Source organism: Paenibacillus sp. FSL H7-0326 (genome assembly GCF_001955535.1).
In the GTDB taxonomy this organism is placed as follows: domain Bacteria; phylum Bacillota; class Bacilli; order Paenibacillales; family Paenibacillaceae; genus Paenibacillus; species Paenibacillus shunpengii.
The window spans coordinates 1-18,776 of record NZ_MPVN01000007.1 but is presented as its reverse complement, the minus strand read 5'-3'; the positions used below and the strand labels follow the sequence as shown (position 1 = coordinate 18,776).

Annotated in this window: 16 protein-coding genes; 4 read left to right on the top strand and 12 right to left on the bottom strand. The window is 45.1% G+C overall.

Features of this window, described 5'->3' with window-relative positions:
• Positions 1-2: 2 nt before the first annotated feature.
• Positions 3-2,249, top strand: a complete 2,247-nt coding sequence (locus BK126_RS24800; RefSeq protein ID WP_143757794.1) for a glycoside hydrolase family 127 protein — start codon at positions 3-5, stop codon at positions 2,247-2,249.
• Positions 2,250-2,391: 142 nt separating this feature from the next.
• Here BK126_RS24800 and BK126_RS24795 read toward each other — a convergent pair whose 3' ends face one another.
• The gene (locus BK126_RS24795; protein WP_076315186.1) at positions 2,392-3,621 is read right to left on the bottom strand and encodes a purple acid phosphatase family protein; all 1,230 of its coding nucleotides are present in this window, start codon (positions 3,619-3,621) and stop codon (positions 2,392-2,394) included.
• A gap of 130 nt (positions 3,622-3,751) precedes the next feature.
• Positions 3,752-4,435, bottom strand: coding sequence for a DNA alkylation repair protein (locus tag BK126_RS24790; RefSeq protein WP_076315185.1), 684 nt, complete (start codon positions 4,433-4,435; stop codon positions 3,752-3,754).
• Positions 4,436-4,668: 233 nt separating this feature from the next.
• Between BK126_RS24790 and BK126_RS24785 the strand changes: the two genes are divergently transcribed.
• Entirely contained in the window at positions 4,669-6,891 is a 2,223-nt protein-coding gene (locus BK126_RS24785) for a methyl-accepting chemotaxis protein (protein ID WP_076315184.1), read from the top strand.
• A 69-nt stretch (positions 6,892-6,960) separates the two neighbouring features.
• On the opposite strand, the gene BK126_RS24780 is transcribed toward BK126_RS24785, so the two are convergent.
• The gene (locus BK126_RS24780) at positions 6,961-7,494 is read right to left on the bottom strand and encodes a hypothetical protein (protein WP_305954059.1); all 534 of its coding nucleotides are present in this window, start codon (positions 7,492-7,494) and stop codon (positions 6,961-6,963) included.
• Between the two features lie 93 nt (positions 7,495-7,587).
• Between BK126_RS24780 and BK126_RS24775 the strand changes: the two genes are divergently transcribed.
• Positions 7,588-8,181 carry a TetR/AcrR family transcriptional regulator gene (locus tag BK126_RS24775; protein ID WP_076315182.1) on the top strand — a complete coding sequence of 198 codons (594 nt, stop codon included), beginning with the start codon at positions 7,588-7,590 and terminating at the stop codon, positions 8,179-8,181.
• Positions 8,182-8,250: 69 nt separating this feature from the next.
• Positions 8,251-8,994, top strand: a complete 744-nt coding sequence (locus tag BK126_RS24770) for a YqcI/YcgG family protein (protein ID WP_076315181.1) — start codon at positions 8,251-8,253, stop codon at positions 8,992-8,994.
• Between the two features lie 93 nt (positions 8,995-9,087).
• Here BK126_RS24770 and BK126_RS24765 read toward each other — a convergent pair whose 3' ends face one another.
• From BK126_RS24765 to BK126_RS24725, 9 genes are all read right to left on the bottom strand, one after another.
• Positions 9,088-9,570, bottom strand: coding sequence for a GyrI-like domain-containing protein (locus tag BK126_RS24765; protein WP_076315180.1), 483 nt, complete (start codon positions 9,568-9,570; stop codon positions 9,088-9,090).
• Positions 9,571-9,677: 107 nt separating this feature from the next.
• Entirely contained in the window at positions 9,678-10,088 is a 411-nt protein-coding gene (locus BK126_RS24760) for a VOC family protein (RefSeq protein ID WP_076315179.1), read from the bottom strand.
• Between the two features lie 262 nt (positions 10,089-10,350).
• Positions 10,351-11,184: a carbohydrate ABC transporter permease gene (locus tag BK126_RS24755; RefSeq protein ID WP_076315178.1), complete on the bottom strand. Its 834-nt coding sequence runs from the start codon at positions 11,182-11,184 to the stop codon at positions 10,351-10,353.
• Positions 11,185-11,215: 31 nt separating this feature from the next.
• Positions 11,216-12,112: a carbohydrate ABC transporter permease gene (locus tag BK126_RS24750; RefSeq protein WP_047911968.1), complete on the bottom strand. Its 897-nt coding sequence runs from the start codon at positions 12,110-12,112 to the stop codon at positions 11,216-11,218.
• Between the two features lie 90 nt (positions 12,113-12,202).
• Positions 12,203-13,516, bottom strand: coding sequence for an ABC transporter substrate-binding protein (locus BK126_RS24745; protein ID WP_076315177.1), 1,314 nt, complete (start codon positions 13,514-13,516; stop codon positions 12,203-12,205).
• Positions 13,517-13,674: 158 nt separating this feature from the next.
• Positions 13,675-15,201, bottom strand: a complete 1,527-nt coding sequence (locus BK126_RS24740) for a response regulator (protein WP_076315176.1) — start codon at positions 15,199-15,201, stop codon at positions 13,675-13,677.
• Entirely contained in the window at positions 15,179-16,969 is a 1,791-nt protein-coding gene (locus tag BK126_RS24735) for a cache domain-containing sensor histidine kinase (RefSeq protein WP_076315175.1), read from the bottom strand. The genes BK126_RS24740 and BK126_RS24735 overlap by 23 nt, the downstream gene beginning before the upstream one ends.
• 165 nt (positions 16,970-17,134) lie before the next feature.
• Positions 17,135-18,256, bottom strand: coding sequence for a DNA alkylation repair protein (locus BK126_RS24730; protein WP_076315174.1), 1,122 nt, complete (start codon positions 18,254-18,256; stop codon positions 17,135-17,137).
• Positions 18,257-18,275: 19 nt separating this feature from the next.
• Entirely contained in the window at positions 18,276-18,674 is a 399-nt protein-coding gene (locus tag BK126_RS24725) for a MerR family transcriptional regulator (protein WP_076315173.1), read from the bottom strand.
• Between the last annotated feature and the right edge of the window lie 102 nt (positions 18,675-18,776).

The following is an 18,776-nucleotide window of genomic DNA, read 5'->3' as shown; positions in this document are numbered from 1 at the left end:
CATTGAAAGCTGCTGCATTTGACTTGCACCACGTCAGAGTGGATGCGGGTCCTCTTAAACATGCGATGGAACTAAATACAGCCTACCTGCTGAAGCTGGATGCCGATCGTTTACTATCTCGTTTTCGTGAGTATGCAGGACTAACACCAAAGGCTGCTCACTATGAAGGATGGGAATCCCGGGGTATCAGCGGACATACCTTGGGACATTATTTGTCCGGATGTGCGCTGATGTATGCGTCAACAGGAAATGAAGAGCTTAAACAGCGTGCTGATTACGTCACTCAGGAGCTAAAAGTATGCCAGGATAGTCACGGCAACGGCTATGTATCCGGTATCCCGAGAGGCAGAGAGTTGTTCGAGGAGATCAAAGCCGGGGATATCCGCTCCCAAGGATTTGATCTAAACGGCGGCTGGGTTCCACTGTATACGATGCATAAGCTATTTGCCGGGCTGCGTGATGCTTATACCCTTACGGGTAATCGGCTGGCACTGGAAGTCGAGATTCGGCTTGGGGAATGGCTTGAGGATATCTGTGCCGGACTTACCGAGGAGCAGATGCAGCAAGTGCTGCACTGTGAATTTGGCGGAATGAACGAAGTGCTTACCGATCTCGCTGAACATTCCGGTGATGGCAGGTTCTTGAAGCTGGCCGAGCGCTTTTATCATGGAGAAGTACTGAACGATATTTCTGAGGAAAAAGACACGCTCGCCGGGCGTCATGCCAACACCCAGATTCCCAAAATTATTGGGGCAGCGAGACAGTTCGAAGCTTCAGGAGAACCGAAGTATGCCGATATTACCCGCTTCTTCTGGGATCGCGTTGTTCATCATCATTCCTATGTTATCGGGGGTAACAGCTACAATGAACACTTTGGCGAACCGGATCAGCTGAACGATCGGCTTGGGGAAGGCACATGTGAAACCTGCAACACTTACAACATGCTGAAATTGACCAGACACATGTTCCAGTGGGATGCGCTTGCTCATTATGCAGATTATTACGAGCGAGCGATGTTCAATCATATTCTTGCTTCTCAGAACCCGACGGATGGCAGCGTCTGCTATTTTGTATCCCTGGAAATGGGTGGTCAAAAATCGTTCAACTCTCAATTCGAGGATTTCACCTGCTGTGTAGGATCAAGTATGGAGAGTCACTCTTTATACGGGAGCGCCATTTATTTTCATCAAGATCGTAATTTGTTCGTGAATCAATATGTCCCGTCTACGGTTCAATGGAAAGAGCTAGGTGTCACCCTACAGCAGGAGACCTGCTTCCCTCAAGAAGCGACAGGCCGCTTAACAGTCCGGGCGGATAACCAGGTTCAGTTTACACTCCAAATCCGCTGTCCTTACTGGGCTGAGAAAGGCATGAGCATTAAAGTTAATGGTGAAGCCTTACCAGTTAACGCTCCCTCTTCTACTTACATTTCACTCACTAGGGAATGGCAGGATGGGGATGTTGTAGAATATGACATTCCAATGACTGTCAGAGTGGAAGCCATGCCGGACAATCCTAAACGTGTTGCCTTCATGTACGGTCCGCAAGTGCTGGCTGCAGATTATGAATATGCAATGAATGTCAAGGAACGTGAGCTGCCAGCGGTACTGATCGGTACGCCTGAAGATATCGCAGCCCGCATCACGCCGGCCGGGGAACAACTCTATCATCTGACTGACCGTGGCTCTGATGTTTATTTCAGACCGTTCTACTCACTCTACGATCATCGTTATACCGTCTATTTTGACGTGTTCACACCGGAAGAATGGACGCAGACCGAGGCAGAATATCGGAAAAGCGCAGCCTATCAAGCGAGGCTGGAGGAGATCACGATCGACTTTATGCAGCCTGCTGAAATGCAGCCGGAACGGGATCATGAGTTTGAAGGCGAGCACGTAAATCTAGGCAGAATCTACAATCGAAAATACAGAGATACATGGCCGTCTGGCTGGTTCTCTTTTGAGATGAAGGTCCGTCCGGACGCTCCGGTTAGCCTTGCAGTTACCTATCTAAAAACATCTGATCCAAAGATTCGCTTCCACATGGAAGCGGACGGAATACGGCTTGGCCAGGGCTTGCTTGAATCTGAGGAGCTCAACCAGCTGGAAACGTTCATATATGATCTGCCTGAGACGATAACAGCGGGTAAGGATAAGATTCGCATCCGATTTGGGGCAGCTGGCGGATACAAGGTGGCACCGGTAGCCGGCGTCCGCACCGTGAAGAGAGAATCGCACTTACCATTATAGAATTGGTGAGCATAACCATTGGACACACAGCATAAGTGTCAATCAAAGATTTAACATATTCCGGGAATTGATTAATTAAACACAAGTATAATTGGCTCGCCTCCTACTCCATGTTTGAGTAAGAGGCGAGCCTATATCTCTCTCAATGTAGAATTGTAAATTGATCCAGCAGTTGACCGTCCACGTCATAGGCTTGATACGTCAGCATTTTCCCCGAGATCGAAATCCCGGCATAGATTTGCTTATTATTCTGAAAATGCAGCTTATGATAGAACTGATCCTCTTTCAGCTTGTTGAATTTGGGTCCGCTGGCATTGACTACGACATAGATGGTACCTTCGTGATCTCGCACTGTATCGCTTCCATCCCCGGTGACCCTTCCATTCTTCACAGGATGTGAACGTGAGTACACATGATTGTGACCCTGGAGCACCAGATCCACCTTATATTTGTCGATAATGCGAGACCAATCCATCAGCTTTTTCGTAATCGTGCCGCCATAGATGGGTCGATGCATCACCACGATCTTCCATTCACAATGAGTTCCTGACAGATCGGCTTCGAGCCATTTCGTTTGCTGCTTAATACACATCTCCGTATTCAGTACTGCAATATGTAAGCAACCGTAGTCAAAGGAATAATTCGTCTGTGTTCCCTTCAGCGCTTCAGCTCCATTCTCAGGAAGATGGAAATAGGAAGCATAACGGGCTGCTCCGATGTCTTTAATATCATTATTACCAACGACTGGAACAATGGGCGTCTTTCCAATCCAGAACATGCTGGCATTAAAAAAATGGCTCCATGCGCTCTTCTTCGCTGCTGTTTCAACCAAATCTCCGGCGTGCACAACGAAGTCAGGATTTGCAAATCGGGCAAATGCCTGCTTCATCGTATTCTCCCATAGACGAAATTCATTCACTTTATCCGCCTGGGAATCCGTCACATAAATGAATGATACCTCTGATATCTCTTCTGCTGCCGTCGTAAAAGTATGGGGTTCGCTCCAATCTTCCTCATTGCTGTCTCTTACCCGATAGCTATACATTGTGCTCGGCTTGAGACCTGCTGTCACCACTCGATGAACAGCAATCTCCTGACCCTCTAGTCTGATCACGGAATGGTCAGCTTCATATCCTGCAACAGAGCTGTGTTCAAAGTCTCTCTCACTCCCCTTTGTGATTTGCAGCTGAGCACGGCTATTCGGATTACGACTGTGCCAGGTAAACGCCCTGCTTGTAGACGGATTGCCATGAATTGTCGTTACCATCTTCCCCGGAGTCTTATGGGCTCTCAATCGTAAAATCGATGAAAGGATGATGAAGCCACAGATCACAGCTATAGCTATTAGAATGATCCACATTATCGTATTCATGCTAAGCACCTACTTTTCGGCATCCACCTGCTCCCTCCAAGGAGCAGACCACCACCAGTCTGTTAAACATTTACCCGGTTCGTCTTAGCTCTCAAACGCATTGAAAATATCATTAACAAGTCTTCTTCTATCATTTTCTTCTCATAGTGCGAATCAGCTCTTTCTGCTCCGCACTAACTTGATAAGATTCGGTTATTTTTTGCAGAGCCTTGTTATAAGTGAACTTATCTAGTGAGCTCTCTAACAGATATTTCGTGCTTTGCTCCGGCATTTTGATATAACAGATCGATATAGCCCAAGCAACAGCCATCTGAACATAATATTCCTCGCTGTGTATGGTGTCGAGCTTCTGCAGCACCTGTTCAATGTATTCTTCATCAACAAAGTAAGTGAGAAGCATCACGACACCAAAGCGGACATGATAGGTATCCTCAGATGACAGATAAGGGGTAACGAACTCCCACACCCGCGCTTTGTTCTTCTTCGTTATCTTCAGTCCGCTGCAAAAGCTGTCACAGATAGACCAATTCGTGATCTTGGGTATAAAAGCAGCTACATATTCCAGCAATTCGTCAATATCAGTCTTGACGTAGCCAAGGACCATCGCTTGAAGCATCACCTCTTCAAAATACTCGTCTTCTGCCTGGTTCAGATATGTACGCCAATCCCCCTTGGCAATCGTCTTGGCCAGCTTATGCAGCTCAGGATGCCTGACCCCGAGCAGGTTCGTAATATTGGGTATAAGCCGTGCTGTAAACTGCTGATATTTCTGATCGGATAAGGCAAGCAGTTGTTTCTTTAATAGATTATTCATGGGTATTCTTATACTCCTCTTCATTTCACGTATTTCTACTCAAGTCACTCACTCTGTAATTATAGCACATACGTTCTTGTTCTATCGGTTAAGATTAATTCAACAGGCTATTTCGTAGTTCATATGAACCAGGTATAAAGTTTTAAATATTTTGGAATAACCACCTATTTATTATAGGTATATGGTATTATATTGATTAAAAAATCCAAAGAGAAAAAGTGGGGGGTGGATCTATGTTTGATTGGATAGGATTCAAAAAAGGGTTGCCGCTATGGCGTTCATACCAATTAAACAAAAATCTTAAGAAAGATGTAGAGGAAATCTTTGAAGGAATCGCAGAGACAAGAATGAACATTCTGATATCTTGGACGGAGGATTATTGGCGCCATCTAGAGCAGCTGCTTACGCAATTGAAATCTGTGGCAGGCGAGTCTTCACTCTTTGACAACGATCAGATGAGCTATCGGAGCCAATTGTTTGCTCAGACCTGCGGCCGGGAAACGGACATAACTGAGCTTTTTCTACTAGATAGTGATCATCAGGTGATATACTCCACTTACGAATCGCATATTGCTGCGAAATATTCGGAAGCCCATGCTTTATGGGAAGGGATCTCATACGTATCCTCTTCTGATCATCAAGGCAGGAAATGTCTATTCGGACCTTATCGAGATCCGCTCACTCTACAAATCGGACCTCGCTCTTCCACTTTCCATGATCAGATGACTCTATTGTTCATTGAACCGATATGGCAGGATGATCATTACATGGGCTCTCTCTGCGCAAGAATCCCCAATGACGTGATCGGTGATTTGATTCAAAGAGAATCAGGACATATCTATCCGGATTCGGGTGATAATTATATTTTTATGGCGGAACCTGAGCTTAATACGCATATCCTTCCTGGAACAGCTCTCTCTCGAAGCAGGTTTGAAGATCATACCTTCACCCATGGTGAAAATCTGAAAGACGGCATAACCACCGACTGGGGAACGGTATCAGTAAAGGAACATACGGAACTTGAGTTAATGTTCACCGATCCGTCTACGAACGAGCTTCACCCCGGTGTCGCGAATACCATTCGTTATGGCAGTAACTTATTTGTGGAATTTCCAGGTTACTCAGACTATCGCCATATCCCCGTCATAGGCAAAGGGGTTACCTTTCGACTTCCTCATTGCCCCGATACTTGGGGGATGATGTGCGAAGGCGATTTAGAGGAAGTCTATCGGATACGGAGTATAGGATACAATCAATTAAAACAACAAGGATTGTTAGCAGTTATGGGTTCGATAATAACCGGCGCCATTACGTATTTTTTAGCAACCTATTCTTCGATTTGGATGGGAGCTCTTCTTGCCGGAGTCATTCAGCTGCTCTCTATCCTCACGATCTTCACATTCGTACATAAAAAAGAAACTACGAAAGTTGTCGCAGGACTAAGAGATATTACCCGATTCATACGAATAAATGCAGAAGGTAAAGGAGATTTAACTCAGCGTCTGAAACCAAATGAGTTTGGAAACGATGAAACCCGTGAGCTAGCCAAATGGATTAACAATATGATTGATTCCCTTGAAGGCATCATGCTAAGAGTAAAAACAGCGGCGGCAGATGTATTATCCAGCCAGCATACGTTAAATGAATCAACAAGGATAACAGCAGGCTCCACCCAGCGAGTGAATCAAAATGTTCAAAACATGATTCAGCACACACTTGACCAGCTTCGCGACATTGATGTGGCTAAGGAAGTGACAGGTCAAATGCGTACCCAGCTTCAGAAGATCGAACTGGACGCATCCAAGGAAATCGCCATCGCGCAATCTGAGGTCGAAAGAATCGGGGATAAAATGCAGCAGATTCATGAAAAAGTGGAAGATACCAACCAATCAATCCGAACATTTATGCATACTACCGAGCAAATTCGCAGTGTAGTAAGAGCGATTGAGGAGATTTCTGAGCAGACGCAGCTACTTGCCTTAAATGCTTCCATTGAAGCAGCCAGAGTCGGAGAGCATGGTCGAGGTTTTGCCGTAGTGGCTTCTGAGATCCGTAAACTTTCCGAGATGACCAATGAATCAACTGCAGAAGTGCATCAGATCATTAAAGACATACGTGACGACGCCGTTCAAGCCTACAAATTCATGGATGAAGGAAGCCAAGTTGTTCATGAAGGGAATGAGCTAGTATCCGCCGCCATAGAGCTATTATCAGCAGCTTCTATTGAAAATGCCCGCAAGACGCAAGTCGTAGACGAAGTTGTGATGCTGATGGAGAAAATCGCTGGCACCAGTATTGAAAATCGAGCGATATCAACAGAGGTTGAATCCAAAGTTATGGAACTGATTCACGAAATTAAGAATGTACGACACACTTCCCAAAATGTAGAAATCACCACCCTTCTGCTCGATCAAATGGTCAGCCAATTTAAACTATCTGAATCACGTGCCCGTTAAAATGGGGGCATCAAAAAGGAACCGACCGGACTTCGGTAACGGTTCCTTCTTTGAATGATTCTCCAAGACCTACACGCTTATTTTTTTCTCATGCCTTGGCCACAAGGTATAGCTGAAGCTAATAATAAAATCAATGACGAGTATGATCGACCAGATTCGTATTGTCTGGACAAGGGCTTCCGTCTGGCTTGCATCCCCTACTATCAGTACCATCCCGTATAATAATGCACATCCAATCGCCCACGAAAGCGCATGAAAAAGCCAACCGGATCTTTCGTGACGAGCATGTTCTTTTCCGAATTTTTTACGCGGCTTAGGTCCTCCCGCAAACCTGAAGGAAAACCAAGTGTCTGCTGTGGAGATCATTCGATGCCCATATCCAATGGATACACCGATATAGACAGCGGCCAGTGCATGCGCCAAGGTTGCTTCAGCTCCTCCTCGAAGACTCACAATTGTGGCTGCAAGCAGCACAAGGTCTACAAGCGGTGTTAGTAGAAGCAGTAGATTGCTCAGCTTGGTTTGCTTCCACAGATAACGGCATGCCAATCCAGAAAACACCAGAACCCAGAATAAGATTTCACAAGCAATGATAAGACCCACCAGCAAGAAAACCGCTCCTTTTTTAATACAATTGTATTTTTAAATCATTATAGCACAATTGTATTAAATAACGTGTTGGTTTATTATAAAAACATGCCAAAAATCGTAAATCACCAAAAACGAAAAGAAGAAATTGCAAAAGCGGCTTGGAAAGTTATCCGTCAAGATGGCATCAGAGGTGTATCGGTCCGCCGAATTGCGGATGAACTGGGTATTTCTCTTGGGTCCTTAAGACATTATTTTGATTCACAGGAGGAATTATTGTCCTTCGCTATGCAGCTCATATCTATAAGGGTTAATCAGCGCATCCAAAAAATCCAGTTTACTGGAAACCCACGGAAAGATGTTGAGCTCATTATCCGTGAAATTACACCGATGGATGAGGACCAGGTGTTAGAGTCCGAGGTGTGGCTCGTTTTTGCCGGTGAAGCCGTGTCCAATGAAAGTATGCGAATGATATTAAGAAATGTTCATCAGGAATTGTATGTTGGTTTTCAACGAATGATTGAGCTGCTCGAAACTAACAACTTGACGAAAGAAGGGACAATCGTAGAAGTTGAAGCCAAACGGCTTCACGCACTTGTGGACGGGCTTGTCGTGCACCACACGACATTTCCTGAATTGTTAACAAGAGATGAGATCACAGCCATCATTACAGCTCATCTCAGCAGCATACTAAGAGCGTAATGTATAGACTAATACACACATTAGGGCCTCCTTTAATACAGTAATAGCAACATAAGGAGGCCGAGATCAATGCTGATGTTTGATAAAGTAAATTTAGAGCACGCATCACCAGGTGGCTGGATGGAAGAAGCTTATCGTTTTTTCTCTGCGAAAATGTCGGATACCGACCACAAATTCCCCTGCATCCCTGCAACCATTGGATATAAATTGAATCATTTCCGCTATGTATTTCTTAGTGATCCCAGAACACCACAAGCTTCGGAGCAATTGGCAAAGAGCCTTGCTGCTTATGGAGAGCAGTCAAAAGAAATCGGCAGCTATACTTCTCTCATTGCTATTTTCGAAACCCCGGTGGACCTCGTTGAGCAATACCAGGTAGAAGATTATCAGCGTCTGTTCTGGGATGTGCTCAGTAAAACGAGCGCGCGGGATGAACAGCCGTGGCCGGAGCATATTCCGCAAGACCCGGATCATAACGTGTGGGAATATTGCTATGGTGATGAGCAATATTTTATGTATTGTGCAACTCCCGCTCATCAGCGAAGGCAAAGCCGGCACTTCCCTTACTTTATCTTCGCCATTACCCCTCGCTGGGTACTTACCGAATTCAACAAGAACATATCGGCCGCTGCTCAAATTAAGAAGAAGATCAGGGAAAGAATTACCGAATATGATGAAACCGGTGTTCACCCAGATTTGAACTTCTATGGCAGTGAGGACAATTTTGAATGGAAGCAATATTTTCTGAGCGACGATGAACAGCCAGCTACGGGTAAATGTCCGTTTGCCCATCTCCATATGAAGAAGATTTAAGTATAAAAAGGAGCAGCAGCGCTCCTAATTATAATGGTCAATCTAAATCGTACCTCCACTTAGTAGAGAGATTAATTACTAGCGCTGCTGCGATTACTCAACCGGAATCCAAATTTCTGAATAACAATCCAGGCTGTACGGATCTTGATCTGTATAATACTCGAACTGTATTGAGCCTGACTGTACATAACCGCTGGAAGGAAGCCATTCCCCATAAATCTGTGTCCAGACCTTTTGCATCGCATCTGGCATGGGACCACGCACCTCAAATACCGCCCATTTTGCAGCTGGAATGCTTAGTCTTGAGAATTGATCAGGCGCTTCCCCTACATAATCTACACCAATCCAGTAAGTCATGCTTTCTTCTCTCTGTTGTTCATCGTGTGCTACACAGACACCGAGTACTCCCTTGATTTCTCCGTTATTCAATTCGATTAGATGGTCGTTTACTCCGTTCTCATGCACTTCATCCCACAGCTTCGGAATCAACCTCATATTTTCTCCATTACATAATGAAAAATCCCGATGGACACCAACCACGTCAAATGTATCTTTGTCAACTATTCTGTAATTCATATATCGTCTCCTTTCTCGAACTTCCTCTAAAGATCATGAATAGTAAAATGCCCTCTCGAGTACAACGCTGAAAAGCGGTTCTGAGAGGGCAGTACAAGTTCAAATGATTATTCCACTGCAGCCGTATCCATCCACATGATTTCCCACAAATGTCCATCCAAGTCTTCAAAGCTTCTTCCATACATAAAGCCATGATCCTGAGGTTCACTATATGATCTTCCACCCGCAGCTAACGCTTTGTCAGCAATTTCGTCAACCTGCTCCCGGCTGTCTGCAGACAAGCATACAATCACTTGCGCTGCTGATTTAGCATCTGCTATCGGTTTATCAATAAAATCCTTAAAACGTGCCTCGGACAGCAGCATTGCATAGATGTTGTCACCAATAATCATGCTCGTTGCATTCTCGTCAGTAAACTGCTCGTTAAATGCAAAACCGATGGCCGAGAAAAAATCGATAGAAGCTTTGAGATTCTTGACAGGCAAATTTACATATATTTGTTTACTTTGAAGAGCCATAAGTCACCTCATCTATTAGGATGAACAGATTATACCAATATTTTACTATATTGGACATCCTTTTTTTGAGTAATACGGCTGCTCGATTCATCGATTTTTTTGATACAAACAGGACTTTCCCAATTACGACATCTTGGACTATAATGAACAGATCTCGAAAATCTCTCAGCAAGAAGTTGAGCAATCGTCGATTTACCACTGCTAATTTTTATAAAGAGTGATGGGATCTTACCCAAGGAAGTAAACGATTATAATAAATTTTCTATCCTTTGATTCCCGAAAGTGTTACTCCTTCAATGATGTATCTTTGCCCAATTACATAGACGATCAGAACCGGAATTAGGGCAATAGATGCACCTGCCATCATTAGCGTCCAGTCCGTTGAATACATCCCTCGATATAAATTCAACATCATCGGCACGGTAAACTTCTCTGGACTGTTTAGAAAGATAAGAGGATTAAAGAAGTTGTTCCACATGCCGAGAAAAGTAAAAATACCTAAGGCAGACAATGCCGGTTTAATCAGCGGCAGCATAATTTTAGCATAGATGGTCAGCCTCCCTGCGCCATCCACTATTGCTGCCTCCTCCATGTCCTTTGGTATTCCGCGAAAGAACTGTCTCAGTAGAAAAACGCCAAACGCATTCAACAGCGCAGATGGGATGATGATGGCGAGATGGGAATCCAGCCAGCCGATATTTTTAAACATCAAATACAGTGGAATAATGGTCACCTGTCCGGGAACCATCATCGTTGCGAGAAACATGACGAACAGAGGCTCCCGCAGCGGAAATTTGATTTTTGCAAAGGCATATGCTGCCATAGAACAAGTAATAAGCTGGCATAGGACAACAATGACGTTAATGTAAAGACTATTGAGATAAGCTCTGCCAAAGGGCAGCGCAGTGAGAGAATCCCTGAAGTTGGTCCATACAAACGGATCAGGAATCCATTTCGGCGGAACGACAAACATTTGGGATAAGTCCTTCAAGGAGCTGAGCAGCATCCAGACAAAAGGCAAAGCCATGATACAGGCGCCGATGATTAACACAAAATGAAGCAGCAGCGTACTGATCCTGAAGCCTTTAAGCGGCATCCGTGGTTCCTCCTCTCATTAGATGGGCCTTCTAATCCTCATAATGCACCCAACGCTTCGACATTTTCATTTGGAACAATGTAAGGGTAAGGATGACGATGAATAGAATGACGGCCGCTGCCGTGCTTTTTCCAAAAGTAAAATCAACAAATGCCATTTCATAAATATGATAAACCATCGTATAACTGGCTTTTGCTGGTCCGCCCGATGTCATGACAAAGGACTGGTCAAAGACCTGAAATGAGCCGATAACGGACATAATGGTTACGAAAAAGGTGGTTGGCGACAACAGTGGTATCGTAATGTACTTGAGCTGCTGCCATTTACTTGCCCCGTCGATCTGCGCGGCTTCATAGTATGTTGGCGAAATTCCTTGAAGACCCGCCAGAAAGAGGACCATATTTCCTCCAAGCCCCATCCAGATACTTAGCAAAGCGATAGAAGGCATAACAAATCTGCTATCAGTCAGCCACTGCGGTCCCTGTATGCCGAACCACTCCTGTAAGTACAGATTGATCAGGCCAAAATCCGCATTGAACAGCCACATAAAAACAACAGCAACCGCAACGGACATCGTAATATTAGGCATAAAGTAAATCAGTCTATAAAAGACCTTGCCCTTCACCTTGTTCAGTCCAACCGCAACAAGCATTGCGAGAACAATCCCTGTCGGTACTGATAGAATCGTATAGTAGATCGTGTTGACGACAGCGATCCGAAATTCTTCATCCTTCAGCTGGGAAGCAAAATTGGCAAATCCGACAAACTCTTTCGTTCCCATGCCGTCCCAGTTCATCATACTGATGGCAAAGGCAGAAACTAACGGAATCAGGGCAAAACAGATTAAACCCAATAATTGCGGGAAGATAAAGAAATATCCCCATAAGCCGTCTTTCCTTCTGTTGGTCCATGTTGTTCCCGAGGACATTTCACCCTTCGGAGATGAAGAGGGTAACGAAGGTCTCGGCAGCTGCATGTTCACTATACAGGCACCTCCTTAGCTGGGTCATGATCCATATCACTTGCTCTTATATTCGTCGATCTTCTGGTTCGCCATCGTCTGAATATCCATGAGAGAAGATTCCAGCGGCTGATCTTTCAGCCATAGCGCCTCGAACTTGGAGGCGATGTCCTGAGTTAATCCTGGAATACCCGCTTCAGCAGGAGTAAGTGCATAACCCACCTCACGTGCATCTAAGAACAGCTGTGCATGCTCAGGAAGGTTGCCCTCAAGTACAACTTCATCAACCCCTTCAACGGATGGAACGGCATTACCACCGCCTTGCAGGCGGAATTTTTGACCATCGCTGTTGAGATATTCGGAGAAGAACTGAAAGGCTGCCTCTTTGTTCTTCGAGGCTTTATTAAGCACGAGATAGGCAGTGGCTATCCCTGCCGGCTCGATTTTGTTGCCCGTGTTTGTCGGCCATGTCACGACATCATATTCCAGGCTGGCATTTTTCTTAAACAATGGCAGGTACCAGCGCCCAGCACCGACAAAGCCAACTTGGTTGGACATGAACATCGCATCTCCGCCTTGTCCTTTGGGAAGGGTGCCTGAGAACGTAATATTCTTTACTCTTACGTTATCGTATAGAAACTGAAATGCTTCCTTGGAGCGCTCATCCGTTGCTCCGATAAATTGACCATTCCCATCATAAATCTGGCCTCCGTTCGAAGTAACCCAGCTATGATAAGTGTTCCAGCTGTTATCCAATACGTATCCGTATTTATTGCTCTCACGAATCTTGGTCGTCATCTCCTCAAATTTGTCCCATGTCCATTCTCCGCGCCCCTGCAAATCTGCAGGCAGTTCCGTTATTCCCGCCTCCTCAAGCACCTTTTTGTTATACCAGAGCACCATCGGATTGCAGTCTACGGGAACACCATAGGTTTGTCCGTCCCGCTGAGCTGCACCCCATAACCCTGGAAAGTAGTCCTCCTCTTTAATCAGGCTGCCTTCCGCCTCCATAAGCGGTGTAAGATTCTCAATACTGTTGTTCTCAATCAATTTAACGATAAGTCCATCTCCGGCATAAAAGATATCCGGGGCTGTTCCTCCTGTAAGCTGTGTCAGAATTTTTTGGTCGTACTCACCGGGGATCGGAATAAATTCCGCCTCAATGTCAGCATGCGTGCTGTTAAATTCTTTCGTCAGCTCCTGATACCGGCTGAGTTCTCCCGGGTTGCCCCAGCTTGCCCATTTGATCTTTACCTTTTCCCCCGACTCTCCGTCCGATCCTTCGCTTCCTGCTCCGCTGCATGCTTGAAGAATTGTGGAGAACAGCAGCGCGAGTACAATCATCGCCCCTCTAACCTGTTTTCTTGTCATCATTTTTCCCTCCCATAAATTTTAGGTGCTGAATGTAGATGACTTCACTACAAAGCTTTTTTTGTAAGCGTTTTTTTGTAAGCGCTTTTATTATAAATCGGGTTGAACTATCCATTGAACGGGATATGTTCCGAAAGAGTGTGTTGAATTCCGATGATTCATTTGCGATACAACCCTTGATATTCAGCAGGAGACATGCCGACCCATTTCTTAAATTGTTTGCTGAAGTGCTTTACATCATTGAAACCGGACATTTCTGCTACCTCATACACTTTGAGCGAGGAGCTTCCCAGCAGCTGTTTAGCATGCCCAAGCCTTAAATGAATCAAATAATCTATGAAGGTATGCCCGGTTACGCGTTTAAACATCTCACTAAAGTAATTACGGCTTACGGATACGTGACTTGCTACTTCTTGAAGTGAAATACTTTTTCTGAAATGGGTCTCTATATAACTGACTGCTTGGGCCACAATTCGTTCATGGATGGATTCTTCCGGAGACAGAGCAGTAGATAACATTGCGGCAAGATCACGATAATCCTGTTTGACAATAGCGATCACTTCATGAACCTGCTTAAACCGATCAAGCTGCCTGATGTGAGCAGCAATTTCGTGCTTTGCTCCCTGCCGAACAAACAGGCTTAACACTCCTTCTGCCTCTGTGATCACCCGCTGCTTGCTGTTTGAGCTCATCCAGCACCTGCATATATTCTCGAGGATTTCCTCTCCTTTGCTATACAGGCCAGAGCGGATCATGTCGGCAAATTGCAATATCGATTCCTGGTTATTTGCTGAATCTGCAGGGTAATCCTTTTCCATTGTTTCAGCAGTCAGCACCTTTCCTGGTCCAGTGAAAAACGTCGCAGCAAGCGCTGCTCTCGCCTCTTCCCATGCAGAACGAATCCGTTGTAAAGGTTGATGCTTCCTGCTTATTCCAATAGTCAAATTGAGTTCTGAGCTTGAGAAATCCCGGAGGCTGCGCTGCGTGTCTATCCACTCGGCCAGTAAAGGGATCTTCGCCGTATCCTCAGGCAAATAGATTACACATTGATGAGAATAAGCAGTACAGAAGATGCTATTCGGAAACACCTCATACCATCGCATCTTGAGCTGTTCTAACGAAATATTGGAGCAGTCAGTGTCTAATACAGCCATCCGAAATGCTCCTGCAGTCATCTCCGTATGAAAGGCTGTTGAGGCAACTATATCTTCTGAGAGTGCCTTGTACAGCAGATGCTCTTTCTTTTTATACGGCAGCAGGATGGCCTCCTTCCTATATTCGTTTAGTATCCGAAGGTTTTGTTTTTCCTGGTGCATTTTTTTCCGGAGCTGATCAAGGACAGGGACTAGCGTGCTTTCAGTTAATGTTGGTTTCAAGATATAATCCGAAGCACCTAGCCGGATTCCTTCCCTTACGTATATAAAGTTACTATGGCAGCTCAACAGCAGGACTTGAACCCAAGGACACAGCTCCCTGGCTGCACGGGTTAACTCAAGCCCATCCATAACCGGCATTGCAATGTCCGTAATGAGGATATCGATGTCTCTGCTCTCGACCCATTTCATCGCCTTAGCACCGTTAGCTGCTTCACCTACGACTTCATAGCCATGCCCTTTCCAATCAAAGACCGTCCTTAGTCCTGTTCTTGCTATTTTCTCGTCATCAACCAACAGCACCCTGCACATCCAAATCTCCCCCTTGGCTGGATAAGGTAATCTTCACTTCCGTTCCTGCCCCAATTCCGCTTCTCATTTGCACGCCATAGTTATCGCCGTAATACAATTGAATGGTTTGATGCACATGCCTGACCCCGATATTCATCATCCCTTGGTTAAATCGTTCTCTGTCCCGGTTCAACAGCTCCTCCAATCGATCACTGCTCATTCCAACACCGTCATCACGAATGAGAATTGTTAAATCCTCCTCGTTCAAAGCAACCTTAATCTCGATACGGCCTCCACTGTCCTTTGGAGCAATACCATGAAAAATAGCATTTTCTACAATAGGCTGAAGCAGCATACGCGGCAGCGGTATTTCCCTAAGCTCATCCGGACAGCTGATGTCCAGCTGAATCTCATAATCATATCGGTAACTTTGAATGATCATATATTTAGTAAGCAGATCCAGCTCCTCTCCCAGCCTTATAAAAACACCGTCGCGGGCTAAACTCCCTTCGAGAAGCTGTACAAGTGTTGTTATCGTGTGATCGACCTCTGTCGTTCGGTTCAGCCTGGCCAGCCATCGGATGGAATTCAGTGTGTTATAGAGAAAGTGAGGGTTAATTTGGTAGCGGAGAGCCCTGATTTCCGCCAGTTTCTTCTCTCGCTCCTCTCTTGCGATTTGTTGAATGAGGAGATCGATCTGTTCAATCATTTTGTTAAAGCTCTTGCCAAGCTGTCCAATTTCATTGCTTCCTACATCCGGACTTCGCACACTAAGATTGCCCTCTTCTCCTTTTCGCATCAAACGGCTCAGCTTCACCAGCGGATTTCCTATTTTTAAGGTGACAAAATAACCCATTCCTATTGCAAACAGCAGAGCACCGAGTATAATCCATACTGTAAATTTTCGAATGCTTGCGGAATCAGCTGTCAGTTCTTCCAGCGGTACAATGCCGTGAACATACCAGCCGTTGTTCATTTTTTCAGGAATCATGAGAGTGCTCTTATTTCCACTGTGAAACTGCCTCATTTGAGCGGGGAGCTCCAGATCACTGATTTGCCCGTAGAGCGTCTTGTCCGGATGATAAAAATACTGATGCTCATCATTCGTGATGACCACATAACCGCTGTCACCAAACTGGACCTTGTCGAGCTCCGAAATCAGCACATTGCCCATCATTTCAAAAAATAAAATTCCGGTTATTTCACCTGTTTCCCAGCTTCGAATAGCCCGGCCAAATCCGAATACGGGAAAGCCCATACCCGCCTGTTTGAGGTACGATTCCTCCGATAAACCAAACCAGACAGAGGCTCCATTAGCCTGAAAAATCTGCTTAAACCACTCGGATTGCTCATGGTTGGGAATCGACATAAAGGAGTCGGCGCTGAGCACAGAATTCCGCTTTTTGATATCAAAAATATAAATATCCAGAATCTCAGGCGAGTTGATCATAATGGAGGTCAGCAAATCTTTTCCCTCTTTCACCTTAGCGGTGCTCTCGTATAATCCGGATTCCTGATCCTCCAATATGCCGTGGATAATTTTGCTGTTGAGAAGCATCATGGAGGAATCGTCGATTTTCTTGAAGAACATATTCAATTTGTCACTCAGCTGCGTTATCGTAAGAGATGCTACCTTGCTGACCTGCTCCTCTACAATGGAGGCTGATTTTTCATATGACAGGTATCCCATGATGATTACCGGTATGGCCATACCGATAAAAAAGAGCAAAAACAATTGAACAACGATAGAATGCAGTGATTGAAGGACTCTCTCGGCAAGCTTCCTCATATAAATACTCATCTCCTCTCTTCTTTTTGATAGCGCTTCCAAATGAAGTGAGTTAATATTACAGCATTCTTGTTTAAAAGTCGTCATTTTCTTTGGGGGAAATACAAAATGCCCGAAGTCTAAAGTAATGGACCTCGGGCGCATCAATTATTTGTTATAAATTACTTAAAGCTGGTCCTCTATGGCATTTTGGAGCTGTAATTCCGTATACGCAATTTCCTGACCGTTCAAGAGCAGTACAATACGGTGAAGGCCGGGGTAATGGCGGCGTGTGGTCAAATCTGCCCAGCGATGGGTCCTTGAGCCGGTAAGCCGGGAACCTCCTTCTACTGTTTTGTCCGATAGAAGGAACTTCTTGCGTGACACCTTGCCGCTGGATTTCACAAAATCGATTCCGTATTCCAAACGGATGCGCACAGCTTCGCCTGTGCGAATAAGGAGATTATACTTAAGCTCGGTATTGTCTCCAATCTCGATCTGATTTGGCGTAACGATCAGCTCAGCATCTTCAGCAATTGGCTCTGCTCCCGTAGTGGGTGAATAACCGAACAACGCCATAACTTCTGGAGCAGCCGTTTTAATCAGACCTCGGCAGGCATGTCTAACAATCCAATCCGTATTCGGATTCTGTCCCATCCATTCCTTCGCGATCTGTAGAACCAGCTCTGGGTGATCCTTCGCAATATCATTCAGATTGTTGGCCACACTTTTACGAACATATAAGGAAGGATCCGCCTTCAATTGAGTCAGTATAGGCAGAATTGGAGCGGGATCACGCTTAAATTCAGTCAATGCTTGTCCCCACGGCAGTCTTGGTCTGCAGCCTTCACTTGCGAGCCGCCGTACATGCTCATTCTCACTTGTAGACCAGGCTCGCATTTGCTTCATCATCCGTTCAGGATGCTGAATAATAAACGGTCTTACCGCAAACTCAGCAGAAGAATGCTGCGTAAATGTCTCAAGTGCTCGCATGGACAGCTCAAAATGCTCATCGGCTTGACCAAATACCTCTACATAATCTGGTAGAATCAGATAAGGAAAACCAGAGCAATGCCGGTTCACTTCAAGTAAAATATCGATTGCCTCCTCATATCGTTCAGGCAATAAAGCTCCGAGCACGTTAGTAATATGACGAATCCGAGCTTTCAGAGCAAGCTCCTCCCAATGCTCATTCATGACTTTATCTACGAAAGCTTCAGCCGGAAAGGAAGGATCAGCAGCTTGTATCGTTTGTCCGAATTCCATTAGAAAGGCAGGATTGTATATATTTTTCAACGGTTCTGCCATGTAATTATTCTCCTTGTCTTCAATGTAATTTAGACACCACATCGAGAAGATTCTGTAACGCTGCTATTCCACGTACTTGTTCTTCTAATGCGTAATCATTGTAGGCCAATGACTGTAGTGTTATTTCTTTCGCCTGGGCCATGTTATTCTTCTCAAGATCCGCTAATACCTCACGAACAATGTTCAATGAATAGGCGGCTTTTTGCACAGTTCGAATGATCAGTACTCTTCGGATATCAGACGCATTGTAAATACGAAATCCACTATCCTTGTGTCGATCTGGAGTGATCAACCCTTCCTTCTCCCAGTGTCGGATGGCAGACGTAGATACATTTGCTTCTCTTGCTACATCCCCAATTGTAAAATAATTTCGATCAGAGAAACGCGGAATTTGGGGTAGTACCAGCGAAGCTGACACCACCCGCAAAGTATATGGGCAAATATGTAAATCAGTAATTCTAGGATCTTATTTCCCTCGATCCTTTACCTTTTCGCCGCGCTAGACATTCTATGACAGGTA